This window comes from Abiotrophia defectiva ATCC 49176 (assembly GCF_037041345.1).
Classification (GTDB): Bacteria; Bacillota; Bacilli; order Lactobacillales; family Aerococcaceae; genus Abiotrophia.
This window is the reverse complement of sequence record NZ_CP146287.1, coordinates 394965-419537: the sequence shown is the minus strand read 5'-3', so window position 1 is coordinate 419537 and position 24573 is coordinate 394965. Positions and strand designations below refer to the sequence as shown.

24 protein-coding genes are annotated in these 24573 nt (G+C 51.9%); 7 read left to right on the top strand and 17 right to left on the bottom strand.

Annotation, left to right across the window (positions count from 1 at the left end; translation table 11 throughout):
* Positions 1 to 134: 134 nt before the first annotated feature.
* The gene (locus V7R82_RS02040) at positions 135 to 545 is read left to right on the top strand and encodes a (deoxy)nucleoside triphosphate pyrophosphohydrolase (RefSeq protein ID WP_338543123.1); all 411 of its coding nucleotides are present in this window, start codon (positions 135 to 137) and stop codon (positions 543 to 545) included.
* Positions 546 to 594: 49 nt separating this feature from the next.
* Here V7R82_RS02040 and V7R82_RS02035 read toward each other — a convergent pair whose 3' ends face one another.
* The 9 genes from V7R82_RS02035 to V7R82_RS01995 form a co-directional block, all read right to left on the bottom strand.
* Positions 595 to 1257 carry a redox-sensing transcriptional repressor Rex gene (locus V7R82_RS02035; protein ID WP_070756831.1) on the bottom strand — a complete coding sequence of 221 codons (663 nt, stop codon included), beginning with the start codon at positions 1255 to 1257 and terminating at the stop codon, positions 595 to 597.
* A 311-nt stretch (positions 1258 to 1568) separates the two neighbouring features.
* Positions 1569 to 2597 (bottom strand): MupG family TIM beta-alpha barrel fold protein, encoded by a 1029-nt coding sequence (locus V7R82_RS02030; protein ID WP_338543122.1) that lies wholly within the window; start codon positions 2595 to 2597, stop codon positions 1569 to 1571.
* On the bottom strand, positions 2594 to 4015 hold the full coding sequence (locus tag V7R82_RS02025; RefSeq protein ID WP_338543121.1) for a PTS transporter subunit EIIC: 1422 nt from the start codon (positions 4013 to 4015) through the stop codon (positions 2594 to 2596). Before V7R82_RS02025 ends, V7R82_RS02030 begins: the two co-directional genes overlap by 4 nt.
* The gene (gene murQ, locus V7R82_RS02020) at positions 4012 to 4953 is read right to left on the bottom strand and encodes an N-acetylmuramic acid 6-phosphate etherase (protein WP_311468579.1); all 942 of its coding nucleotides are present in this window, start codon (positions 4951 to 4953) and stop codon (positions 4012 to 4014) included. Before murQ ends, V7R82_RS02025 begins: the two co-directional genes overlap by 4 nt.
* 171 nt (positions 4954 to 5124) lie before the next feature.
* Positions 5125 to 5973, bottom strand: coding sequence for a formylglycine-generating enzyme family protein (locus tag V7R82_RS02015; RefSeq protein WP_311466266.1), 849 nt, complete (start codon positions 5971 to 5973; stop codon positions 5125 to 5127).
* A gap of 2 nt (positions 5974 to 5975) precedes the next feature.
* Positions 5976 to 7475: an arylsulfatase gene (locus V7R82_RS02010; RefSeq protein WP_338543119.1), complete on the bottom strand. Its 1500-nt coding sequence runs from the start codon at positions 7473 to 7475 to the stop codon at positions 5976 to 5978.
* Between the two features lie 192 nt (positions 7476 to 7667).
* Positions 7668 to 8177, bottom strand: coding sequence for a hypothetical protein (locus V7R82_RS02005; RefSeq protein WP_338543118.1), 510 nt, complete (start codon positions 8175 to 8177; stop codon positions 7668 to 7670).
* The gene (locus V7R82_RS02000) at positions 8167 to 8691 is read right to left on the bottom strand and encodes a hypothetical protein (RefSeq protein WP_338543116.1); all 525 of its coding nucleotides are present in this window, start codon (positions 8689 to 8691) and stop codon (positions 8167 to 8169) included. The genes V7R82_RS02005 and V7R82_RS02000 overlap by 11 nt, the downstream gene beginning before the upstream one ends.
* A gap of 5 nt (positions 8692 to 8696) precedes the next feature.
* Positions 8697 to 9215 carry a hypothetical protein gene (locus V7R82_RS01995; protein WP_338543114.1) on the bottom strand — a complete coding sequence of 173 codons (519 nt, stop codon included), beginning with the start codon at positions 9213 to 9215 and terminating at the stop codon, positions 8697 to 8699.
* Positions 9216 to 9415: 200 nt separating this feature from the next.
* On the opposite strand from V7R82_RS01995, the gene V7R82_RS01990 reads away from it, so the two are divergent.
* From V7R82_RS01990 to V7R82_RS01980, 3 genes are all read left to right on the top strand, one after another.
* Positions 9416 to 10183 (top strand): DM13 domain-containing protein, encoded by a 768-nt coding sequence (locus tag V7R82_RS01990; protein WP_306486991.1) that lies wholly within the window; start codon positions 9416 to 9418, stop codon positions 10181 to 10183.
* Between the two features lie 172 nt (positions 10184 to 10355).
* On the top strand, positions 10356 to 11051 hold the full coding sequence (locus V7R82_RS01985; RefSeq protein WP_306486990.1) for a response regulator transcription factor: 696 nt from the start codon (positions 10356 to 10358) through the stop codon (positions 11049 to 11051).
* Entirely contained in the window at positions 11048 to 12085 is a 1038-nt protein-coding gene (locus V7R82_RS01980; RefSeq protein WP_306486989.1) for a sensor histidine kinase, read from the top strand. The genes V7R82_RS01985 and V7R82_RS01980 overlap by 4 nt, the downstream gene beginning before the upstream one ends.
* A gap of 37 nt (positions 12086 to 12122) precedes the next feature.
* Here the strand turns inward: V7R82_RS01980 and V7R82_RS01975 are convergent, their stop codons facing one another.
* The 3 genes from V7R82_RS01975 to V7R82_RS01965 form a co-directional block, all read right to left on the bottom strand.
* Positions 12123 to 13196: a hypothetical protein gene (locus tag V7R82_RS01975; RefSeq protein WP_306486988.1), complete on the bottom strand. Its 1074-nt coding sequence runs from the start codon at positions 13194 to 13196 to the stop codon at positions 12123 to 12125.
* A 124-nt stretch (positions 13197 to 13320) separates the two neighbouring features.
* Positions 13321 to 15078 (bottom strand): tannase, encoded by a 1758-nt coding sequence (locus V7R82_RS01970; protein WP_338543110.1) that lies wholly within the window; start codon positions 15076 to 15078, stop codon positions 13321 to 13323.
* Positions 15079 to 15129: 51 nt separating this feature from the next.
* Positions 15130 to 15813, bottom strand: coding sequence for an NAD(P)H-dependent oxidoreductase (locus V7R82_RS01965; protein WP_291432310.1), 684 nt, complete (start codon positions 15811 to 15813; stop codon positions 15130 to 15132).
* Between the two features lie 146 nt (positions 15814 to 15959).
* On the opposite strand from V7R82_RS01965, the gene V7R82_RS01960 reads away from it, so the two are divergent.
* Together V7R82_RS01960 and V7R82_RS01955 are read left to right on the top strand one after the other, a co-directional pair.
* The gene (locus V7R82_RS01960) at positions 15960 to 16979 is read left to right on the top strand and encodes a YeiH family protein (protein ID WP_291432308.1); all 1020 of its coding nucleotides are present in this window, start codon (positions 15960 to 15962) and stop codon (positions 16977 to 16979) included.
* Positions 16980 to 17004: 25 nt separating this feature from the next.
* Positions 17005 to 17592, top strand: coding sequence for a hypothetical protein (locus V7R82_RS01955; RefSeq protein WP_338543106.1), 588 nt, complete (start codon positions 17005 to 17007; stop codon positions 17590 to 17592).
* A gap of 45 nt (positions 17593 to 17637) precedes the next feature.
* Here the strand turns inward: V7R82_RS01955 and thrB are convergent, their stop codons facing one another.
* Together thrB and V7R82_RS01945 are read right to left on the bottom strand one after the other, a co-directional pair.
* On the bottom strand, positions 17638 to 18522 hold the full coding sequence (gene thrB / locus V7R82_RS01950) for a homoserine kinase (protein ID WP_338543105.1): 885 nt from the start codon (positions 18520 to 18522) through the stop codon (positions 17638 to 17640).
* A 12-nt stretch (positions 18523 to 18534) separates the two neighbouring features.
* Entirely contained in the window at positions 18535 to 19731 is a 1197-nt protein-coding gene (locus tag V7R82_RS01945) for a homoserine dehydrogenase (RefSeq protein WP_268445131.1), read from the bottom strand.
* A 159-nt stretch (positions 19732 to 19890) separates the two neighbouring features.
* Here V7R82_RS01945 and V7R82_RS01940 point away from each other — a divergent pair, with 159 nt between their 5' ends.
* Positions 19891 to 21330 carry an aspartate kinase gene (locus V7R82_RS01940; protein WP_338543103.1) on the top strand — a complete coding sequence of 480 codons (1440 nt, stop codon included), beginning with the start codon at positions 19891 to 19893 and terminating at the stop codon, positions 21328 to 21330.
* A 467-nt stretch (positions 21331 to 21797) separates the two neighbouring features.
* Here V7R82_RS01940 and V7R82_RS01935 read toward each other — a convergent pair whose 3' ends face one another.
* The 3 genes from V7R82_RS01935 to V7R82_RS01925 all read right to left on the bottom strand — a co-directional run bounded on the left by V7R82_RS01935 (position 21798) and on the right by V7R82_RS01925 (position 24462).
* Entirely contained in the window at positions 21798 to 23471 is a 1674-nt protein-coding gene (locus V7R82_RS01935; protein ID WP_338543102.1) for an alpha-glucosidase, read from the bottom strand.
* Positions 23472 to 23476: 5 nt separating this feature from the next.
* The gene (pgmB, locus tag V7R82_RS01930) at positions 23477 to 24142 is read right to left on the bottom strand and encodes a beta-phosphoglucomutase (RefSeq protein ID WP_338543100.1); all 666 of its coding nucleotides are present in this window, start codon (positions 24140 to 24142) and stop codon (positions 23477 to 23479) included.
* 83 nt (positions 24143 to 24225) lie between these two features.
* The gene (locus V7R82_RS01925; protein ID WP_338543098.1) at positions 24226 to 24462 is read right to left on the bottom strand and encodes a hypothetical protein; all 237 of its coding nucleotides are present in this window, start codon (positions 24460 to 24462) and stop codon (positions 24226 to 24228) included.
* Positions 24463 to 24573 lie beyond the last annotated feature (111 nt).

Here is a 24573-nt window from a genome sequence, read left to right as displayed (position 1 = left end):
TTACTATTATAGAGTTAAGCTGCCAAAAAAGCAAGAAAAAAACACTTGCTATTTTGGCTTTGACAAAAGCAGCGATCTTGACGATTGAGGCCGGACGCGCTAGGATAGGAGTGAAGAAAAGTGGAGGGATTGACATGACAAAGACAGGCAAAATCATTCGTGTAGTAGGTGCCGCCATTATCCAAGATGGCCAGGTCCTCTGCCTACAGCGTGGCCAAGAAATGAGCCTAGCCGGACTCTGGGAATTTCCCGGTGGTAAGTTAGAAGTTGGCGAGACAGAAGCCCAAGCTCTGGCACGGGAAATTAAGGAAGAACTGACCCTCGAAATTGAAGTGGGTGACTGGGTAACGACTGCAGAGTACGCCTATGAATTCGCCACTATCCAGCTAGCAGTCTACAAGGCTAAGATCCTATCTGGCAATCTGACCCTGGTCGAGCACCAGGCTAGCCGTTGGATCCAGCCCCAAGACCTTATGAGCTTAGAATGGGCGCCCGTCGATATTCCAGCGGCTCAGCTCTTGGCCCAAGAAGGCTCCTCCTTATAGCTATAGACAAAACAAAGGCGACCAGGACCCAGTCCTAGTCGCCTCTATTTTAATGTCTGCGGAAATCAACAAAGTCATCATGCTGATGCATGTTGCTGTCGATGAAATAAATCAAGGTTTGCAACTCATTGGTTAAATCCACATGTTGCATACGAACATGACTTGGCACATCGAAACGCAATGGCGTGAAGTTGAGAATCCCTTTGATGCCTGCTGCCACCAAACGTTCTACAGCTTCTGCTGCCTCTTCTTGCGGTACGGTCAAGAGCGCAATTTCAATTCCTTGGGCTTCTAATTGTTCTGACAATTCATCAATGGAATAGACAGGAACTCCTGATTGAATGGTCCCAATCAATTTAGGGTCTACTTCGAAGGCCGCCCCGATTCTCACATTATTATTCTTGCGGAAGTTATAATGGAGGAGCGCATTCCCCAGATTCCCTACCCCGATGAGAGCAACCGATGTCAGACGATCTTGGTTCAGGGTCTTGGTGAAGAAGTCTAATAAGTAATCAACATCATAGCCATAGCCCCGTTTGCCCAAGGCGCCAAAGTATGAGAAGTCACGACGAATGGTCGCACTGTCTACTTTCACCGCATCACTGAGTTCAGTAGATGAGATCCGCTTCTTACCGGCATTCTGTAAAAATCGTAAATAACGATGGTAAATAGGAAGCCGGTTCACAGTTGCTTTTGGTATTTCTCTACGCATTTGATCACTTCTTTCACATAAAAATATTTCGCTTATTCTCCAGTCGATATCTTTAGTATATCATCATATTTGACTAGACTCCATTATTTAGGGGTGAACTTAATACAATTATTATAGTTCAGTAATAATTGTCGCACTCCTGCCTTTATCCGCTTTCATTTACGTGATAACACAAACTTCAAATAAGAATCTTTATGTGACTCAGGCTACGATGAGAGAACTTCTCATAGTGCAAACCTTTTCACTTCGTCATTTTTCCTTAAATATTCAACCCCCATTATGGCCTTATGCTAGCAACAATGGGGGTTGTTTTATTCGCTCAGTGACAAACGAAAGCGAGACCAGTCGCCCCGAATATAGTCCAGAAGGCCTAGATCTGAGCTAGCCACTTGACCGACAATGGCCTGGCGGTCATCCGCTGGCAAGTCTGTCAGGCAAATTTCCAGTTCATTGGCATAGCTGCCATAGTTGGCCCGGCCCAGGACTAGGTCCCCTCGCTGGCGAGGGCCAGGCTGCCCCACCACTTCTTGCCCGCGCAAGGCTTGGCGGGTTTCCGAGGCCCGAATGACCCAATCACTGGCATCTGGCCGATTGGACCAGACTTGATCTAGCAAGGCTTGCGGAGCCTGGGCCCGTAACTCTACCAGGCCATCATTGAGACTGGCCAGACGTCTTAGTTGATCTTGGCTGACATCACAATCCCCTACGTAGACCCGGTCAACCTGACATTGCGATAGGAGATAAAGCGCTGCCTGCTGACTTGGCCACTGCCGGGTCTGCTCGACTGTACAGAGGCCATCAAAGTAAGGCCCCCTAGCTACCTGGCCACTGACGAAGGCTAGACAAGGAATGCCTAAGGCATGCAGTCTTTGATTTTGGGCCAGGACATAGGCCTGGCTGAGGCCGCTATAGACCTTGGGATAATAGTTATGGGCAGCCCAGACCCGGCCCAAATCTACCCCTGCCTGAGCTAAGGCTTCTAGCAAGGTCTCCGTAAGGGTCGAAGCATTAAGGACCAGGTGACTGGACTGGCTGAGGACGGCCATCTGCTGAGGGGTCAGTCCGGCATCTACTCGCAAGGAGCCAAAGCCCCAGGCTTGCAGGCGGTCCAGGCCATAACAATCCAGGCTGGCCTCATTAATATCTGCCATGACCTGGACCCCTTTTTCGTGGCAGTCCGCCATGATTAGGTCTAGCTCAACCGGCTTATAATGAGGGCTTAGGTTAAGACTGGTAAAGGCGTGGCCAAGGCCTTGCTGACTAAAACGGTCAATCCGAGACAGATTGTCGTCTAGCGACTGATTACTATAGAAGGAAAATCCGACTACTTGTCCTTTCATTGCTTATCGCCACCATAGACTTGAGCAATCCGAGCTTCATCCACCCCGAAGAACCAGGTCAAGACAAAGCCACCTAGATAAGCTCCTAACATGGCGATGACATAGGAGATTTGCGTGCCTGGCACCATAATCAGCAAGCCGAAGAGACCGGATACCCCTTGGGAGACAGCCCCTAGATGGAAGAGGACCGCTAGAACGCCCCCCAGACCTGAACCCAAGCAGGCCGTAATAAATGGTTTACCTAGTGGCAGGGTCACGGCATACATCATGGGTTCACCAATCCCGAGAATGCCGACTGGCAAGGAGTCACGAGTCAATTGTCTCAGGCGTTTGTTGCGTGATTTGAGGTAGAGGGCCAGACCCGCACCGACCTGACCGCCCCCTGCCATCATAAGAATTGGCAAGAGATAGTTGATCCCGGCCGTTGGACCTTGCGGATTATTCAGCATGGTATGAATTGGCGTTAAGGCTTGGTGGAGCCCCACAGAAACCAGTGGCAAGAAGCCAACGGAGAGGAGGAAGCCACCGAGGGCACCCAATTGGGTATAGAAATAATCTAAGCTAGCATAAATCCCGTCCGTCACTAGGGCTGCCAGCGGTTGAATGACAATGACCGATACCAGCACCCCGACTACGACGGTTAGGAGTGGCGTGAAGAAGGTGTCCAAAAGATCGGGCATGATACGACGAATGGCCCGCTCTAGGTAGGCGAAGAAAATCCCCATAAAGAGGGCGGCTAGGAGCCCACCAGCCCCTGGTGAGAAGGCCTTATTAGTTATTGGAAGAAGAATTGGCGCATCTGCCACCTTAGCCAAGAGAGGCATGCTTGGAACCGCCACGGATAGGGCCCCGGCCATGCCACCCAGAACGGCACTGCCCTTGAATTCTTTGGCCGCGTTCATGCCCACATAAATTGGCAAGAAGGCGAAGAGGGCCCACCCCATGGTCCGAATGGCTTGGAACCACCATTCGCCGGCCCAGGCATTCTGGTTGGAGACATTGATGACATTGGCAATCCCATTGATCATACCGGCTGCAATAATCCCCGGCAACAAAGGAATGAAGATATTGGCAATCCGTTGCAAGAAGCGTTGCAGAGGCTTGTCATACTTAGCCTTTTGCTGGTCTTTGTTGGCCTTAGCCACTTGGTCGGCTGCCAGCTCTTCATAGCCCAGACTGAGGCCTGTTAATTGGGCAAAGGCTGACCCAACTTGATTGACCTTGCCCGGTCCTAGGATGACTTGCACTTGGTCTTGGACGACTAGGCCCATGACCCCTTCCACTTGCCTGAGGGCCTCTTGGTCCACTAGGGATAGATCGCGCAGGGTCAGGCGCAGACGCGTCATACAGGTTGCATTGGCCAGGACATTGTCCTTGCCTCCCACTAGGGATAGAATTCGACTTGCTAATTCATTCATGGTAATACCTCCTTAATTTGATCTTGCTTATTTACTGACTGCTGGCTGGCCTGGATAGCCTGGGCAATGTGGTCTTGATTATCAGCCAAGAGGGCTTGAGCACCCGCCAAATCACAACCCGTTAAGGCCATCAGGATGGCGCATTTGACCTGGCCCTGGGCTGCTTGAAAATAAGTCGCTGCCTGCTCCAAGGACAAACCGCTTGTGGCGGCAATAATACGATGGGCGCGGTCAATCAATTTCTGGTTAGTGGCTTGGACATCGACCATGTAACCTTGATAGACCTTACCTAATTGAATCATGGCAGTGGTGGAAATCATATTGAGCACCAACTTTTGCGCCGTCCCCGCCTTAAGTCGGCTAGAGCCGGTAATAATTTCTGGTCCCACTGGAATTTCGATTGGATAATCTGCCCACTGGCTAATCTCGGCCTCCTTAACACAAGCAAGGCCCGCCGTCAAAGCGCCCTGCTCCTTAGCATAACGTAAAGCAGCCACCACATAGGGGGTGCGGCCTGAGGCTGCGATACCGACTAAGGCATCTTTGGCTGATAGTTCGAGGGCGGCCAAGTCCTGGACCGCTGCTGCTTGGTCATCTTCCGCCCCTTCAACGGCCTGGGTCATGGCCTCTAAGCCACCAGCCATCAGGGCTTGGACTCGATCAGGGGCGACGCCAAAGGTTGGGGGACATTCCGAGGCATCCAAGAGGCCTAGTCGGCCTGAAGTTCCTGCCCCTATATAAAAGAGGCGACCGCCTTGAGCCATAATGGGTACCAGGGCTTCTATAAAGGCATTAATCTCTGGCAAGGATTGCCTGACGGCTAAGGGGACTCCTTGATCTTCTTGATTCATGCGCTGGGTGATTTCGGCCACTGACAGGGTCTCAATGGCCTGCGACAGGGGGTTGGCTTGTTCTGTTGCTAACTTGCCTAGTTCCATAGTAGTTCCTCCTTCCTACAAGCTTATTATACCCCTTATGTAAGCGCATTACAAGGCGCTGTCTAGCTTTTTGTCAAGACATTTCTTGCATTACAACAATTCTTGCTCTGTCTTATCTTAGAAGACAAAAAATGCCACAAGACCCTTCAAACTTAGAGGTCTTGTGACAGCTTATTTGATACAACGGAAACCAATATGGCTGGCCGTCACCAAGGCGTCCGCCCCATTGCGGGCTCCTAGGCGATAGCGCTGGCAGTAAGAGGCATGACAGAGGAAGGAACCGCCGCGAATGGCGTACTCCCCTTTCAAGTCCGCTAGACTTGGAAGAGGCTGGGCCTGCTTAAAATCCTGCAAAAGTTGATAGCGGGGATTGACGCACCATTCCCAGACATTGCCGATGACCTGATAGAGCCCCCAGTCATTAGGGGCGTAGGTCTTGACCGGCGCCGTGCCCAAGTAGCCGTCCGCCTGGCTATTAAAACCAGGAAAGTCCCCCTGCCAGGTATTGGCATGATAGCACCCATCGGCTTCTAGCTCCTGGCCCCAAGGAAAGGTCGTGGTCCGGCCAGCCCGAGCCGCATACTCCCACTGGGCTTCAGTGGGCAAAGTCACCCCTGCCCACTGACAGTAAGCTAGGGCATCGGCCAAGGAGACATGGACCACCGGGTGGTCAGCCAAGACGTCTGTGGCAAGGGGGCCTTCAGGTCCAAAAGGATGGAGCCAGTCGGCGCCCGCCACTACCCGCCACCAAGGCGTGCCCGGCACCCGTGGGGCCTTGGCTTCTAGGTCTTCTGACAGGAGGGCTTCAAAAACCAGGGAGCCTCCCGTCCGACTGGCAATGGTCTGGTAGCCAGTGGCCGCCACAAATTCAGCAAATTCCTGGTTAGTGACAGGCGTTGTAGCCACCGAGAAGGCCGCCACTTGCATGGGAATAGCCGGGGCCTCATAGTCCTCTACAAAACCCTGACCTAGGGGCGCCCCCATTTGGAAGTGCCCTGCTTGTAACTCGACCCACTCCATGACTAGCCCTCCTGACGGGGATAGCCCATGACATCCCCACGCCGGGCGGCTGCCAAGGTGGTCACTAGGGCTGACAGGGGCCGCGCCACTAAACGTCCATCCGCAACAAAGCCCTCTTCACGATTGGCTAAGTAGGTAACCAGCTTCTGAGTCAGCTCCAAGACTACGGGCGCATAGTCGGTCTGGTCATAGAGATTGACCTGCTCATAAGGATCGGCCACATAGTCGAAGAGTTGATAACGATCCTGAACCGGATACCAGATTAACTTATAACGTTCATTGAGGACAAATTGACTGGAATCTTGGCCTAGAACATGTTCCCCATGGATATCGGTCCGCCAGCCGTCAATTTGACCAAGCAAGAGCTGGCGCACGCTGCGACCGTCCGTGGCCACTTGCTGGCCCAAGACCAGGTCTACCAAGGATGGGAAGATGTCTTGAATCTTAACCAGCTGCGGAATAGTATGGTGGTAGGCGGCAATCAGATGGCCAGGATCATAGATAAAGGAAGGAATTTGGATGCTACCTTGATAAGGATAACCTTTGCGGAAGAGGTCATGCTCCCCTAGTTGGTCGCCATGGTCAGAGACAAACCAGAAGAGAGTATCCTGAGCATGGCCGAACTCTTCCAAAGCCGTCAGGAAGCGACTAATCTGATGGTCCAGATGGGTCACCAAGCCATAGTAGCCTGCCAGCAAGCGCCGTTGATCGTCGGGCTTGAGGCGCCCTTTTTTACTATCAATGCTAGGAACAGCATCCACTAGCTGCTCCCAATCCCCTAGATGGCGATCCCATTCCTGGCCCAAGAGTTGATAATACATATCGAAATAATACTGAGGCGGATTAAAAGGCGAATGTGGCTTCTCAAAGGACAACTTGAGGAAGAAAGGCACAGTTGGATCCTTGGTCTTGAGGAATTCAATAGCTTCGGTCACCAGCCAGTTGCTTGGATGGAGAGCCTCTGCATAAGGCCAAGGCCGGGCCATCCAGGAATTACAATTGAGGCCGTCGTCCATGAGATCGGCTTGAGGCCCCAACTGGGCCTTGAGGAATTTGAGATAGTCACTGGACTGTTCAAAGGAAGCCCCATAAGCCCCATCATAGTGGCGATCGACATGGAGGTAGCCGTCGTGCAGGGTCACATGGTCAAAGCCCAGACGCTTGCGGGCTGGGTAGACGTGCATCTTGCCGATACATTGGGTTTGGTAGCCGGCATCCCGGAAGGTCTGGGGCAGGGTCTGGGTGAAATTCCAAGGCATTTGGTCTTCGTAGCCCACCCGTCCTGAATTGGCCTGGTCCAAGCCAGTCAAGAGAGCTGCCCGAGCCGGCACACAGGAGGGCACCGGCGAATAGGCATTGACGAAATTATAACCTTGGCTGGCCATCATATCTAAGGTTGGGGTTGAGAGAAAATCAGGCCCCTGGTTAATCCCTAAGGCGTCGGCCCGCATCTGGTCGACGACAATAAGCACCACATTGGGGCGTTGCTTGCTGTTGGTCATGGTAGTGGAGTCCCTCCTCATTCGGTCGCATGATCAACGACCTGTCTTCGCTTTCATTATACACCCTCTGGCATCAAATTGCCTATCTTCTACTAAAAAAGATGAGAATATTAACAAAAATTATAAAGCAGGGCCAAACTTGAGCCAGCCTTCACCCTAAGAATTAAACCAAGCAAAAAGCCTGACTGAGAGTCAGGCTTTTGTTTTAAGATTTTGCTTTTTTAACTTGGCTTGCATATAAGCTTCTAAGTCACTGAGAGGGGCTACGGGCTGGTCCTTGGTCAGACGGAAAGAGCGACTTTCAAAGACTAAGATTAAGTCCACGCTGACCAACTTACCCCGATTGGTGGTTCGATCCAAACGCACCTTGCGTAGACTAGACCAGGGCAAGAGATAGTGACGACTACCCAGCTCAATCCGAACCTTATCTCCCAAATCTTCTATGGTAACGGTTCGCGTCCAGAGAAAATTATAGAAGGCATTGGCCAGGAAAAATAGGAGGAGCAGTAACACAACGAACAATAAGGGCGCATATTGATTATCACGCGGGTAGAAGTCCAAGTCCAACAAGAAATTGACAAGGTCCTTGATGCCTAGTTGTGCTAGACCTAGCAGCACCAGAATAGAGAGCAAGCGTTGGCCGACAAAGCGACTGACCCTTAGCTTGACTTTATTCAGCAGATACTTGTTTTTACTTGTCATTTGGGCCTAGGCCTCCTTTTTGGGCTTGCTTCATGCCCTTTTCTAAATACTGAATCAGCCACTCTAGCTTAGCTACCTGGTCATCTGAGGTCAGGTAGAAGCTACGGCCATGAAATTTGAGGACTGCCGTCTTGCTGAAGATTCCACCATTACGTTTGGGCGCGATGAAAGTCTTGACACGACGCAGGCTAGTCCAGTCATAGCGATAGGACTTTTGATTAATGAGTATTTCCAGACTTTGGCCCCGATTGTAGAGGGTGACTGAACGTTTCCATAGGCTATTGTAGAGCAACCAGCCCAGAATGACTGCCCCTAGGAAGAGCAAAAGAGCTGGCCAACTCCTAGGGTTCAAGTTGAATCTCTTGGCCAAGTCTAGACTCACAGGCGTCAAGATAAAGTAGATGAGAAGGAAGGATAGGGCCTTGGCGCCCCAAAAATAAGACACCCGACAATCCAAGGTCATGACCAGGTCTTCTTGGCCTGGAGCCAGGCGCTTGGCTTTAGCAATAATCATGTAGGCTAGTCCCCTCTCTGATCTAAATAGACCTGTAACTCTTGACCCAGCTCACTTAGAGCGCCCATGGTCTTATCCGATGAAGAGAAACGATAGGTGCGCCCCTCAAAGACCAAGACTAGGTTATAGGTGCTGACCTGTCCACGTCTAGAGTAGAAGCGATAGGCTCTGACCTTACGAAGAGTCTGCCAATTATAGTAGGCCTGGTCACGGCCGACTTGTAGGCAGGCTTGGTCGCCTAGGTCCCAAATACGAACCGGCCGCTCCCAAAGCTTATTGTGGAGCCAATCACCCAGCATCCAAACCAGGATGCCCGAGATTATGAAGGAAGCCACACTCCAGCCTTTCAGGTCCTCCTGCCACAAGCCGACTGCTTGCAAGAAATGTAGGCTGAGGATAAAGCAAGCGAACATGACCAAGGCCATGAGGACGCCACCTAAGAAGCGCACACCCAAGACATGGCTGACCCGCACCTTGCCTTCAAATAGTAAACGATTGGCTTGATCATTCTGTCTAACTTGCATGCTTTCACCCTTTCTAGTCCTTTCATTATAACTTAGCGAGGGGTCCTTGAAAAGCCTGGTTCTATTTGCCTAGCTGTCAACGGGCTCAAATTTAATAAATTGTTAGCGACAAGTTAAGAAAGACTTAATACTTGCTTCAAGAAGTCTTCAGTTTCACCCCCTATAGTAAGGTCATCAAATAAATCCAAGGAGTGATTTCCATGTCAACCAAACACACACTAACCAAACTCAGCCTTGTTGCCTTACTTAGCCTAGGTCTTGGAGCCGGCAGCTTATCCCAAGTGGTCTTAGCTGAGGAAAGCAGCGCATCATCCAGCCAAATGCCAGACGATAAGCAAAAAGACGAAATGAATCAAGCCCTTGTCGGCCAATTGATGGGTCAAGGAAAACACAAGGTCATGGGCATGGCCAAGGTCACCGCTAAGGAAGTAGTACTGACCGGCTTTTCAAGTGATGAAGCCCCTGACCTCAATGCCTACCTAACCAAGGATGGCGATGTAGAACATGGCCTCAAATTAGGCAAGGTCGATGCCAAGGGTGCCATCCAAGGTTACAAACTGGACAAAGTCGACCTCAGTCAATACAACACCCTCACCATCCACTGTGACCAAGTCAATGAAACCTTCGGTTCTGCTATGTTGACCAAGTTTTCTGACGGAGCCATGGACCAAGCCATGAAACGTATGGGCGAACTCATGGGCGCCAATGGCAAGATGGTCATGGGTTCTGTTAGCATCGAGAAGAACCAACTCAAACTCAGCAACTTCAAGAGCGACAAGGCACCTGACCTCCACGTCCTCCTTAGCAAAGACGGCAAATTAGAGACAGCCGTTGAAGTCGGTGCGGTAGACAGTGACATGATGGAACAAAGCTACGACCTGAATGGTTTGAAGGCAGACGGCTACAACAAGGTCTTAATCTACTGTGTTGAAGCGCATGAAGTCTTCGGTCAAGCTGACCTTAAATAAGCTTTCTAGAATCCCAACCACCTGAAGTCCTTTCAGGTGGTTGAAGTGCTTTGGGCTCAAGGTCTGCAAGCGTCACTGACCCCTTCCCCTCTCAAGCTATGCTATAATGGCATTGCCCCTGCCTCTATCAGGTAGGTTTTGATTTCAGTCATTAATCGAAAGGAGGGTCCCTATGACCCACATCCTCCTAGTTGACGACGAGCCAGCCATCCTGGACATCGTCACCCGCTACTTAAGTAAGGAAGGCTATCAAGTCACAACCGCTACGAATGGCCAGGAAGCCTTAGACCACTACCGAGCTCAGGCCGTCGATCTGATTATCACGGACATTATGATGCCCCAAATGGATGGTTATGACTTCATTGATGCCGTCTTGCAATTACGCGAAGACCAACCTTTTATCTTCATCACGGCCAAGGATCAGGCGGTCGATCGCATCTATTCCCTGACCCTAGGAGCCGACGACTACCTGACCAAACCCTTTAGCCCACGGGAGCTGACCTTGCGGGTCAAAAATCTCTTGCGTCGCATTCAGCCCAAGCAAGCGGGGCAGTCGGTTTTGAGCTATGCACCCTTTGCCATCGACGAGGGGCAACATCGCGTCACGCTCTACGACCAACCCTTGCAACTCTCACTCAAGGAATTCCAGCTCCTAGCTCTCTTCCTCAAAAATCCCGGCCGGGTCTTTGCTAAATCAGAACTCTTCCTCAAGATTTGGGAGACCGATTATATGGAAGATGCCAATACCCTCAATGTCCATATCCACTCCTTGCGCGATAAATTAGCCAAGTCAGCAGGTCAGCGTCCCTACCCTAAGATTGAGACAGTCTGGGGACTGGGCTACCGCTTAGGAGGTGACCCATCATGAAGCTGCGTTCACTTGTCTTCCTAGCCTTTCTTACTTCCACACTCTGCGCCCTCCTGCTGGTCTGGTGGGGCCTGCAGCAAATGTTAGTCTCTCCTAACGTGGCCTATATCATTATCTGGATGACCTTAGGGGCTAATTTGCTAGGGGCCCTAGTGGGCTTCTGCCTACTTCAGCCCAGCGTCAAATCCCTGCAGCAACTGAGCCGAGATGTGAGACGGGTGGCCGACCAGGATTTCCAACCAGTTCAGACCATTAAATCGCCGGCTGAACTGGCCTCGCTCACGGCCAACATCAACCTCATGATCCAAGACCTCAACCAAAGTTTCCAGGCCCTCAGCCAAAGCGAGCAAGACAAGACCCGCCTCATGGCTAGCCTAGGTCACGACATCAAGACGCCGCTGACTGCTCTCCAGCATCAAGTTGAAGCGCTAGAAGATCAGATGGTGTCAGAAGATGAAATGCAAGCCCTCTGGCAGGCCATGGCCCATCAAATCGACCGACTCAAGACCCTGACCCAGCAACTCATGGAAGTTGGTCTCATGGAGAAGCAAGCCAATCAGCAGGCTAGCCAAATCCAGGTTCAGACCCTCCAACTGGATGATTTTCTCATTCATTTGCTGACCAGTATCCAACCCCATTGTCAACAGAAGAAACAAGAACTTGAGGTCAAACTAGCGCCAGAGCTAGAGACCATCCAGACAGATGGTGACAAACTATCCCGTATCCTCCTCAATCTCTTGGAGAACGCCAGCAAGTACTCGCCAGAGCAGAGTCGCATTCAACTCCATATTCAAAAAGAAGGTCAAGGAATCGGCTTCCATATCATTGATCAAGGCATGGGCATTCCCGCCCAGGACCTGCCTCATATCTTTGATCGTCTCTATCGGGTCGAACAGTCCCGTAATCGGGAGACAGGCGGCGCCGGCCTGGGACTCTATATCAGCCAAACCCTGGCCCAACAACTGGGGGGCCAGATTGAGGTCACCAGTCAAGTAAACCAAGGCAGCCACTTCAGCTTATGGCTCCCACTATAGCCATAGCAAAAAGGCCAGGGTTTTCCTGGCCTTTTTCTTATGGTCTAAAAAGTCGATAAGCCCGCCAGGTCAAGTGGCTAGAGAGGCGACTGACCGGCTCCCAAGTCAGCCATTTGAGTGAGACTAGCTCATAGACACCCTCTTGGGCATAAGCAAGAAGTGAGCTCCAAGCCTTGTGGTCATGGTCATGGTAGACAGCACCAGGCGGCAGGGGTCGGTTTTCTCCAGAAGACTCGGACTCCCGCTGCTGACGGGATTCGGTCTCATCAGAGGAAGACCAATCTTGCTGGCTAGAGCCAGATAGCTCACTGTCCACCTCCGCCCCCTCAGGTAAGCGGAAATCTTCAGGCTCCAATTGATTGAAGCCAAAGAATTCAAATTGGCCCTGCACCTCACCGGACGGATCCAGGCAACGGTAATTGAGACTGGTCATTTGGAAGTCGTCCTTACTGAAGCGGACTTCTAGGTAATTATAGATATCCTCTACCGGGGTATCTTCAGGTACTAAGGTAATTCCCAAAGTCTTAGACGTAAAGTCTGACAAGTCAAAGTTACGTTCTAGGACCTTAAGACGATAGTCGTGGGGCCCTTCTTCAAACTGGAAGTCGGCTTCATGGTCCAGTATCCAGTCTAGCATGAGGCGATAGTTAGGTCGCAGGCGAAAATCATCGGGCATCTGGATGGCAGACCATTTGTTAGTCCGCTCAGTATAGAGGTAATAGTTCTGGTTGGTGTCCCCCAGATAGTAGACCTCCATATGGTTAATACCCTGACTATAATCCAAATAACCCTGGAGGATCTTGCCAGTCTTGGCTTCATAACGATAGGCTGCTTGATAGCTTGACTGGCTTCTCCGATCGCCAGAGACTCCCTTGAGGGCTACCGAGGTCAAAAGGTCCCGGCTTTTACGTACTTGATTGAGGACATCCTTGCGGTCTAACTTTGCACAATCATGATTCTGCCATTCTTCAGAGGTCTCCTCATGCCCTGATTCCTGGCTACTAGCAGATTCCAGACTGACAGTCGCCTGCCCTTGGAAGCCTGGCCAGCTTAAGGCCAAGGCATTAGCAGTCAGAGCCGAGACCAGTAGGTATTTGAGACTTTTCTTCACGTCATTTCCTCCTTCATCCGAATCTAATCGACTTGCTTCTTGTCCCTTCTATTATAACAAAGCGGTCAAGACGACACAAACCCCTGGGGTCAGTCACTCGCTGATTCCAGGGGTTGCTTAATACTTAGTTGGCGTCTTGGGCTACAATTTCTTGCACCCATTGGATGAAGTTAGCCGACGCATGGCCGGTCCGTTCAGCTGTGGTATTACCTTGCCCCCAAACCGTGGCAAAGTCCACTGATTTGACAGTCCCATTAGCTTGATTTTCCAGGGCTAGGGCCAGGTTAGTTTCCACCGTTAAGGCCGTGTCTCCTTGGCTAAGGCCGGAACGAATCCGCCAGTGAGGTGCTGGTTTAGAGGTTTGGTAGCCAGAATAGGCGGACGTCAGATAGAACATTGGATTGTAGAGGTCCTGACGTTCTGCAATGGTCTTGCCTAGGCTATCGGTCTTAGCCAAGTCGGACTCAAAATCCGTCACATACTGGCTGTTCCAGTCGGTCAAGCTCTCATACTTGGCCTGATTATTCTTGAGCAGGCGGGCCACTAGCTGGTCAAAGTGAAGCTCATTGGCATCCGCTACCCCAAAGACCGCATTCTCCGCTAGGCTACGGTCCAAGGCATCGAAGGCAGGCACAGACTTGCTGGCCGTCTTAACATACTTGGCGAAATCCGCCAGGCTGGAAATCTTGGCGGTATTAGTGGCCGCATCATAGGTCACCCATTGAGCCTCAGCATTCAATCTATCAATATAGGCTTGAGCCGTCTCATAGGTGACAGATTCTGTCGATCCACCCGGACCAGCACCATCGCTGGTATAAGGGAAGCTGGTATCGGCTAGGAAGTTATTGAGGGATTGATTGACTACCCCTTCTAGATAAGTGGCATAGGAGCCTTGGGTATAAATCCCCTCACTGGATTCTGCCAGGGTCAAGGCTTGGCCTTCATGTTTGAGGCCTAGCTGATTGATATAGTTGGCATATTCCTTAGCCAAGTCTTGGGATAAGGCCTGGGTAAAGGTACCCTCTGCCCGCGTATTGCTGTCAGCGAACTGACCCAGGTTCCATTCATAGGCAGCATCCGCATAATCCAAGCTGGTAATGGGACTCCAAGTCATGGTCCCATAAGGTGCATCGGAAATTGGGTTGCCTTCCTTGTCCTTCATGGCTGCCCCTAAGGCTTCCAAGTAAGGATTGTAGAGGGTCGAATCCCCACTAGCCCCTAGGACAGCAGACTGAGCCCCACCGCCACTATGGCCAAAACTCACAATCTTGTCGGTGTCACCTGGCAGGACATCCTTGTTATAACGAACATAACGGATAGCGGCCTTAAGATCGGTGACGCCCCATGGTGCACCGCCCACTACTTCTTGGCCCTGGCTATCGGTGGTGTTGTCGCGGCCACGAATACCAGGTTGCAGATAAATCATCCCGGCCTGGGTATAGTTGGCAATGCCGTCAGCAAGCCAGGTTGGTGCCTGAGAGGCATTAAAACCCGGCGTGTTAACCGGTAGGACATAAGGAGCAGTCGCAGCGGTAAATTGGCCCACTTGGGCGTCAGACTTGACGCTGGCAGTATAGGTCCCATCGCCATTGGCAGTTGCCTCTAAATAGGCACCCGGCACATAAATACCCAGGGTCTCATAGTCCAAGGAAGCAGGGTTGGCGACATAGACCACGCCGACTTGCCAGTAAATATCATTAGCCTCATCGTATTGCCAAGCCGCATTATCAAAGGCCAAACTGTATTGGCCGACAGTAGCCCTTTCTTGGCTAGATGAGGCTTGGTCATTGGCCTCTTGGGCTAGCACAGGCACTTGGCTGGCCAGCAGATTGGCACAAAGTAGGGTCAGGGCGCTTAGTTTCATTTTTCTCGATAGGGTCATATCATTCAGTCCTTTCACTTATTAAGGGCTGGAGAAAATTCATGGGGGGATTTACTTGTCGTCTAGCCAGCAAATGACTTCCTGGCGCGGCTTGCGGCTACGGGGATGTTTAGGGTCCTTGAGCCGGTAGCCCAGGGACAACATGCTAGCCACCCCTTCGCGCTCCGGATCCAACCAACCTTTGGCAGCAAGCAAGGCATTGACCGCCTCATAATCGAAGCCTTCGATTGGGCAGGAATCAATGCCCAGCAAGCTAGCACTCAACATCATATTGGCTAGGGCGATATAGGTCTGCTTACCCGTCCAGTCAAAGAGGGCACGCGGACTATCTAGACACATGTGTTGGGTTTGGAAGGTTTCATAGAGGGTCAAACGGCTATTAAGGTCCTGGTCAGAAGTCAGGCCGCGACGAATAAGGCTGGCCCGCATAGAAGGACCGTCATAACGGGCGTTCTTCTCCGCTAGGAGGATAACAAAGTGGCTGGCGGTATCCAATTGCGGTTGGGCACCCCAAGCGAGGGGTTGGAGCTCAGGCCGGATGGCTTGAACTTGGTCCCGGTCTAAGACCAAAAAGCGCCAACCTTCCAGACCAACTGAAGAAGGGCTGAGCCAGGCAGCGTCTAGAATGACGTCCATATCCTGACGGGAAATATCGCGATTTTCATCATAAACCCGTACGGCTACCCGATGGTCCAGGGCTTGACGAATCTGTTCTTGAATGGCTTCTTGTGTCATGGCATACATCCTCTCTAGGCTTTTGTTTTAGTATAGTCTACTGGTCCCCTTAAGTCTAGACAAACGCTTTCTTCTAGCCCTGACCCAACTAGCGCGCGGGGCGAGACTTTGTTATACTAGAGGATGACAAAGGAGCGATATCAACCATGACATTTTCTAAGTTTTCTGACAGCAACTGGGCCAGCTGGGCCAAGATTCTGATTATCACTGCCCTGGCCTATGCCATTGAAAGCCTGGTGCCAGCCCTAGGGGCTTCTATGCTGGCCATTCTGCTGGGCATGGCCCTGTCCGCCTGGCGACCACCTGCCTCGACCAAACCAGCCAAGCAAATCAGCGGCCAACTGCTCAAAATCGGCATTGTCTTTTTAGGCTTTGGCTTGTCCTTTGCCAAGTTACAAGCAGTGGGCCTCAAGGTCTACTTGGTCTTGATTCCGGTCGTGGCGGTGGCCCTCTTGAGTGCCCGCTACCTAGGTCGTTGGATGGGCATTGAGTCGCGTTCAGCCCTCTTAGTGGGTATGGGGACGGCCATTTGTGGGGGCTCGGCCATTGCCGCTGCTGCACCCATTGTGGAAGCTGAGGACTCAGAGATTGCCTTCGCCATCACCACCATCTTCCTCTATAATACCCTGGCCCTCTTCCTCTTCCCTCTCTTAGGGGCTTGGTTGGGCTATGGCGACCAAAGCTTCGGCCTCTTCGCCGGGGCGGCCATTAACGATACCTCTTCGGTCGTGGCTGCTGGCTTCGCCTTTAGTGAGGCCGCCGGCACCACCGCCACCATCGTCAAGATGGCCCGGACCCTACTTATTGTGCCGGTCTGCCTAGGCCTGGTTGGCGCCCGCTATCAACAAGCAAGCGCTCAATTGGCTGACGGCCAAGGGGCTCAAGTCAGCTTGTGGGAACAAGCCCGTCGCCTCTTTCCTAGCTTCATCGCCTACTTCCTCTTGGCGGTCCTGGCTAGCTCCCTCCTGCCTCTACCGGCATGGCTGCTGGACAGCTTCAAGTTATTGGCCCGCCTGACCATGATTGCGGCCCTAGCTGGGGTGGGCTTGGCAGTTGATCTGAGACAGTTGCGCCGGGCCGGTAGCCAGTCCATCTTGCTAGGGGGCCTCTGTTGGGCCCTGGTCATTGCCACGGCTAGCCTAGCTATTCATTTCTTCTATTCTTAAGACAAGCAGCGAAAGGATGAGGACCTTGAAGCATCGCGATAAAGTCGATCTCTTCTTGACCCTACTGGCCGGCCTGCCCCTCCTGGCCAGCGGCCTCTTCGGCCTTACTTATATCACTAGCCTCATGCTAAGTGACTATCAGCATGCCCTCTGGATTGCCCAGGCCATGTCAGCCCTACTCATTTGGATTGGGGGCTATTTCTGCTATTATGCTTGGCGCAAGCGACGACGCATCTTGAGCGAATATGATCTCCTCTACCGCCACTATCCCGAACTGGCCGACGACTGGAGTCGACTCAGTCGCCAGTCTCAGGTGGGGGATGAAGATCTAGGCCTCTATTGCTACAAGGACCACCTGGTCATCACCGCTCAAGGTCTCTATATTTGCCCCCTCAAGCAAATCGCCGCCGTGGGCTACCAGGTGCAAAAGGTCCCAGTCAGCCGCCACCTCAAGGAAGCCCATCTCCTGCTCTACTGCCGCGACCTGGCTGGTCAGAAGGAAATGCGGGACCTAGGCCGACAGACAGGCGACCGTGAACGTGCCCTAGCTAGCTTCTTAACCGACCTTAAGACGCTTGCGCCCCAGGTCCAAGATGTCGGTCATAAAAAATAAGCTCACACAAGAAAGAGCCCAGCTGAGCTGGACTCTTTTTTCATATTATTTGTCTGCCAAGGCTGGCAGAACCGACACCACTTGGTGCTGACAGTCCACCGAAGCCTCAAGCGCCGCTAGAATGTCGTCCACTCGCTCCTGAGGACAGAGGGTCAAAATGCTAGGACCCGCCCCCGAAATGACGGTGGCATAGGCGCCCTTTTCAAGGGCCGTGGCCTTAACCGCTGGAAACTCTGCAATTAGAGACTGACGGTAAGGTTCATGGAACTTGTCTTGCATCATGAGTTGACCCATGGTCGGGTAATCGCCCTGCATCATGGCCATTAACATGACACTGGTCAGGGCATTCTGGGCAATGGAATCCGGCTTGGAGTAGACCTCAGGCAAGACACTGCGGGCAGCCGCCGTCGACAACTCATAGGCTGGGGTGGAAATAATGACCCCGACCCCTTCCAAGTTAGCTACTTGATAGAAGAGTTGATCCGTCTCCGGCTCATAGTAACCCACGAAGAGGCCACCGGTGATGCAGGCCCCCACATTGTCGGGGTGGCCTTCCTTGGCACTGGCCAGGCGCACCTTGTCAAAGGTCGACAGACCCAAATCAGCAAAATCATTGGCTAGCTCAATACCGGCCACAATAGCTGAGGCAGAGCTACCCATGCCATGGGTCAGGGGAATCTGACTCTTCATGGTCAGATGCAGGGGCGCTAAGGTCTTACCGTAGCGGGCCGCCGTTTCCAGGGCCACTGCCACTACTAGGTTAGTCTCATCCTGGGGCAGGCCGGCCATAAAGTCGGTCTCAAAATCCACCTGCCAGCGCTCAGCCGGACGGGCCGTCACCCTTAGATAGCGGTCAACCGCAATTCCGATTGAGTCAAAGCCCGGTCCCAAGTTGGCACTAGAGGCAGGAAAATCCTTTTGCCATACCATGAATTCCGCCTCCTAGACCATGAGGTAGCGGGCTACCACAGTGGCATTGGCTTCTAACTTAGCCAAGACTGCTGGGCTGATGGCTTCGGTCTTAATGGTCAAGCCTGGCGCTTCAGCCAAGGTTAAGTAGCCGATTTCTAAGGTTTGGAGGACAGCGCGAACATGGCTAGCTGGCGCATCAAAACGTAGGTAGTAACAAGCCGGTGCTTCCTGGCTGACAATGGCTAATTCTTGACTTGGCAAGACAGCCGGAATGAAGCCACGGTCGGCAATTTGCAAGATGTCAGACACCACGGCAGAAGCAGTCTCCAGACTACCGGCACCCGGCCCCCAGAACATGGTTTGGCCTACCGCATTGCCTTCCACATAGACGGCATTGAAGGCTTCAGAGACACCAGATAAAGGATGGGCGTTTGGCAAGAGGACAGGCTCAACCCCGACTTGAATGCCGGCAGCTGTCTTGGTGCTCTTACCCAAGAGCTTCATGGTGTAGCCGGCTTGTGCCGCAATGGCGATGTCGCTAGCATCCACTGTGTCAATCCCCTTGACGCTGACTTGATGGAAGTCCACACGGGTGTCATAAGCCAAACGAGACAAGAGGGTAATCTTACGCGCTGCATCAAAACCGCCCACATCATTGGTTGGGTCGGCTTCGGCATAGCCCTTTTCTTGAGCCACAGACAGGGCATGGTCATAGGTCCAGCCGTCTTGAGTCATGTGGCTAAGCATGTAGTTAGTGGTCCCATTGAGAATCCCCATGACGCCAGAAATTTGGTTGGCTGCTAGGCCTACTTGGACCCCGTTAATAATGGGAATCCCACCGGCTACACTAGCTTCATAGAGCAGGCTGACGCCCTTTTCATTGGCTAGGGCTTGCAGCTCATCAATGTGGAGGGCTAGCAGATCCTTGTTGGCAGTGACCACGTGACGGCCTTGGCTCAGGGACTGACGAATAACTTGATAGGCAAAGTCCACGCCCCCCATGACTTCTACCACTAGGTCGATGTCCGCTTCATAAATATCTTCTACCCGGTCGGTGAAGACTGCTGACTCTAATCCTAGACGGTCCACCTTGTCGGGATCCCGGGTCAGAACATGGCTGATGACTAGGTCTTCTTTGTATTTTGCTTGGAATTGGGCTTGGTTCTCAGCTAAGACCTTGACGACCCCGCCACCTACCGTACCGATACCACATAATGCGATTTTCATTCCTGCTCGCCTCCATTTCAATTCTACTCCTCTAAGTTTAGTGGGAATGGCCTGTTTTTTCAAGTAAATTTCATAAGAAAGTATATCGTTTGGGCAAAATATAGTGTATCATAGTAACTGTTAGGCTCTAGCGCCAATCTGATAGAAGGATGGATAGATATGATGATTGTAGCAAAATTCGGAGGCTCCTCCCTGGCCAACGCCGGCCAGATTAAGAAGGTAGCCGCCATCATCCAAGGTAAACCAGAAATTAAAGCCGTCGTCGTTAGCGCCCCAGGCAAGCGTTTCGCTGAGGACATTAAGGTCACCGACCTACTCATCGCCCTCTTCGACGCGGTGCAGGCAGTGGCAGGCCAAGTAGGCCACCAGACTGAGGCCCTATTGCAGGCTGAGCCAGTGGCTGAAGCCCGTCAAAAGGTGCTGGACCGCTATGCCAGCATCCTAATCGAGCTGGGCCTGTCGACAGAGCTTTTGGCTTATTTTGAAGATATCCTAAATGGCTACATGGCCGATATTCAGGAGCCTGAGCGCCTGCTAGATGCTCTCAAGGCTTGCGGCGAGGACTTCAACGCCCAAGTAATTAGCCACTACCTAGTCAGCCTGGGCCTTGACGCCCACTATGTGTCGCCTAAGGAAGCCGGCATCTTAGTGACGGATGAGCCCTCTAATGCCCGCCTCTTTGACGAGTCCTACGCCCAAATCGCCAAACTACGTGACCGGGCTGGCGTCCTCATTATTCCAGGCTTCTTCGGCTACTCCAAGGGTGGCGACATCGTGACCTTCTCCCGTGGGGGCTCCGATATTTCCGGGGCGATCATCGCCAACGGCCTAGGCGCCGACCTCTATGAGAACTACACCGACGAGTCCTTTATCTACTCCATGCACCCGGGCAAAATCGCGCGGCCGCATCCCATTAAGGAAATTACCTATAGCGAAATGCGGGAGCTATCCTATGCCGGCTTCGGGATTTTCCATGAAGAAGCCCTGGAACCTGTCTACCGCAATGACATTCCGGTCATGATTCGCAACACCAATCAGCCTGAGATCGCCGGCACCAAGATCGTCTCCAAGAAGGAGCTAGATCCTCGCTATCCAGTCACCGGGGTCAGCTCGGCGACCGGCTTCACCGCCATCTCCATCAGCAAGTACCTGCTCAACCGGGAAATGGGCTTCATGCGCCGCGCCATCCGCTTCTTCGAGGAAGCCGGCGTGCCGGTTGAACACGTGCCTTCAGGCATCGACAGCATCTCCCTGGTTATTCGCTCGGCTAATATCCAATCGCCAGAGCATTTGGCCGGCATCCTAGAGACCATTCAGGACAAGCTCAATCCTGACTCCATCCAAGTGGAAGACGACCTCTGCATCTTCGCCATCGTCGGGGAAGCCATGCGGGAAAACGTCGGGGTTGCGGCCGCAGCCAGCCGGACTTTCGCTGAAAACCACATTAACATCCGCATGATCAGCCAAGGCGCATCCGAAATCAGCATGCTCTTCATGATCAAGGCCGAGGACGAAGACATTGCCCTCCAAGGCCTCTACCAAGCCTACTTCCCACGCGAAGCCCTAGCCACCCTAGCCGCTGCCGCCCAAGGAGAATAAGTCAGATAAATGAGAAAAGTGCAGTTCAGGACCTGAACTGCACTTTTTGTCTGCTGGTTGGGTTGAGGTTGGTGGCTCGCTCACAATTGCGGCCTAACCACCTTTTTTCTGGCCTAAAGTCTCGAGCTAGTGGTCCACTCGACAAAGTGGTCCACTGGCTCATTCATTTTCGGCGCAAACCACACTTTTCTGGCCTATAAGCCAAACTAGTGGTCCACTCGACAAAGTGGACCACTGGCTCATCCATTTTCGGCGCAAACTGCCTTTTTCTGGCCTATACACCCAAGCTAGTGGTCCACTCGACAAAGTGGACCACTGGCTCATCCATTTTCGGCGAAATCCGCCCTTTTTCCGGCCTAAAGCCTCGAGCTAGTGGTCCACTCGACGGAGTGGACCACTAGCTCGGCCACAATCGGGGCAGAAACCTTTTTTCGCGCCAAAGGGCTTGAGGCAGCTCACCCATTTACCTAGTCCATGACTAGCACCAGAGCTTGATAGGGCGCTAGCTTAAGGACCTGATTTTCTGTTGAGTCTAGCTCCTCTAGATTATTAAGAAGGACACTTTGCCATTTTCGCCCTAGATCAAGGACCTGCTCTTGCTTTTGATAATTCAAGACAACCCAGAGACAATGCGTCTGATTAGAGCGCTCGAAAGCCATGAGGTTCTTGACATCCCGGAAAAGCGGCAAGAAACTTCCCGACACAATGACCTCTCCGTATATGGAGCTAGTTCTGAGTCGAATTAAGGTCTGATACCAATACCAGAGGGACTGCTTATCCTCTAGTTGGCTGGCCACATCTGTCAAGTTACCTTTCACGGCGCCCTGCAACCAAGGCTGGCCCGTCGTAAAACCGCCCCACTTATGCTTGTTCCATCTCAGCGGAATCCGCGCATTATCCCGAGAGTAGCGATTTAGAATCTCAAGCGCCTCTTGGTCCGTCAGCCCGTTAGCAAGGACATTATGATATGCATTAATGGAAGCAATGTCGTTGACTTGCGCTAGGCTCTCAAATTGACGGTTTTCTGTCCCGATTTCTTGGCCTTGATAGATAAAGGGCAGACCCCGGCGCATCATGAGCATGGTCGCCAATAGCTTTTTGCTGCTATCATTGATTTCCTGGCCTTGCAGATAGAAATTCACCCCGCGAGGTTCGTCATGATTCTCAATAATGGTCGACCAGTAGCCTGCCTCTTGCGTTTTGGCTTGGGTCTGGAAAATGGCCTCCTTAATCATTTCAGCTGTTACCGGCTGATGATCATACCAACCTAGAGGGCTCTTGCCTAATTCTGTCTGACTAAAGTCAAAGATAGAAGAAAAGTAGCCCTGATTGCCCATAAACTCATGAAGCTCTGATTCCGATGCATCAAAGACCTCCCCTACCGTAAAGGCCTGGTGGGGCTCAAAACACTCTGCCTTAAGTTCATTAAGGAAGGGCTCAATAGGCTGGGCATCTTGCAGTGAACGTTGCACCGCCACTAGGCCGTCTGGCCGGTCGGCTGGATAAGATTGCCAAGTCAGATTCTTCTTGATATTAATAATGGCATCAATGCGGAAGCCGGCAATGCCCTTTTCTAGCCACCAATTGACCATCTGATAGATTTCCTGACGCAAGCGCGGATTCTGCCAATTTAAGTCGGGCTGGGTCTTGTGGAAACTATGCAGGTAGTAGGTGTTGGTGCCTGGCAGCTTTTCCCACACACTGCCGCCAAAGTAGCTGCGCCAGTTATTGGGTGGGCCATCTGGACTTTCCACAAAGTAGAAATAATCCGCATAGTGGCTGGATAGGTCATTAAGCGCCGCCTGGAACCAAGGGTGCTGGTCCGAACAGTGGTTTACCACCAGGTCCATGACAATTTTAATGTCTCGTTTATCTGCTTGTGCAATCAATTCATCAAAATCCTCCATAGTCCCAAAAATCGGGTCAATGGCATAGTAGTCGGATATATCATAGCCTTGATCAACAAAAGGCGACTGATAAATAGGCGAAATCCAGATAATCCCGATTCCTAGCGAATGGAGATAGTCCAGTTTCTCAATAATACCGCGGATATCGCCCACCCCATCGCCATTACTGTCCTTGAAACTCTTAGGGTAAATCTGATAGGCGACACGATTTTGCCACCAATTGCTTTCAACCATGCTTGTCACTCCTTACTTACAATGTCATCCCAATTGACCTTAGCTAGGTCCCTGGTAGACGATAAATGATAATTGGCTGGGACCTGCTCTAGCGATGGGCCAAGGGCAATCGCGGTCATACCGGCCGCCCGAATGGCTTCTAGTCCTGCTCTGGCATCCTCTACCCCTGCACACTTAGCTGGGCTCAGGCCCAGGGCAGCGGCCGCCTTAAGGTAAATTTCTGGGTCAGGCTTACCCTTGCTCAAACTTCTTGGATCTACCATGGCCTCAAAATAAGACTCAAGGCCTAATTTTTTGATAATCAGCCCAGCATTTTGACTGGAAGAAGCTAGGCCAATTTTGATGCCCTGCTTTTTTAAGTCCCTGAGACAGTCGCCTATGCCTGGCAGTAGATCCTGAGGGCCCAGGCTTTCGAGTGATGCCACATAGGTCCTGTTTTTTCTATCCGCCAAGGCTTGGCGTTCGGTCTCTGTATACTGATCATATAGTCCCGCCTCTTTTAGAATCAGCGTCAAAGTCTCCTGACGTCCCAGACCCTTTAAGCCTTCATTGAGCTCCAGAGTGATTTCCACACCTAGGGAATCCCCTAATGCCTTCCAGGCCAAAAAATGCAAATACGCTGTGTCTGTAATAACGCCATCTAAATCAAAAATGACCCCTTGAATCGCCATCAGCTGTCCTCCCTATCTGGTTTGAAATTCTGGTCGGCATCTTAAGCCTTCTGCTAGCTTACTAGGGCCCTTGGGGCTATCACTCACTCCGTCACCAGCAACTCAATCACAGGCTCCACAAGCTCCGGCTCTAGGCCTAGACCTTGGAGTTCCAACATCTTATAGGCAATCGGCATGTCCTTCTTAACCAAGGCCCAGATTTGGTCCTTGGCCTGGTTCTCCATTTGGGCTTGCTCGATATAAGAGAAAATGACATCTAAACGCACTTGTTGCGAGTCACGTGGCGCCTGCTTGAAGGAGAGGCTGGCAGGCTCGTCCAATTTCAGCCTAAACCACCCTTTTTCCGGACTAAAGCCTTGAGCTAGTGGTCCACTCGACAAAGTGGACCACTAGCTCATCTAATTCCGGCGCAAACCGCCCTTTTTCCGGAC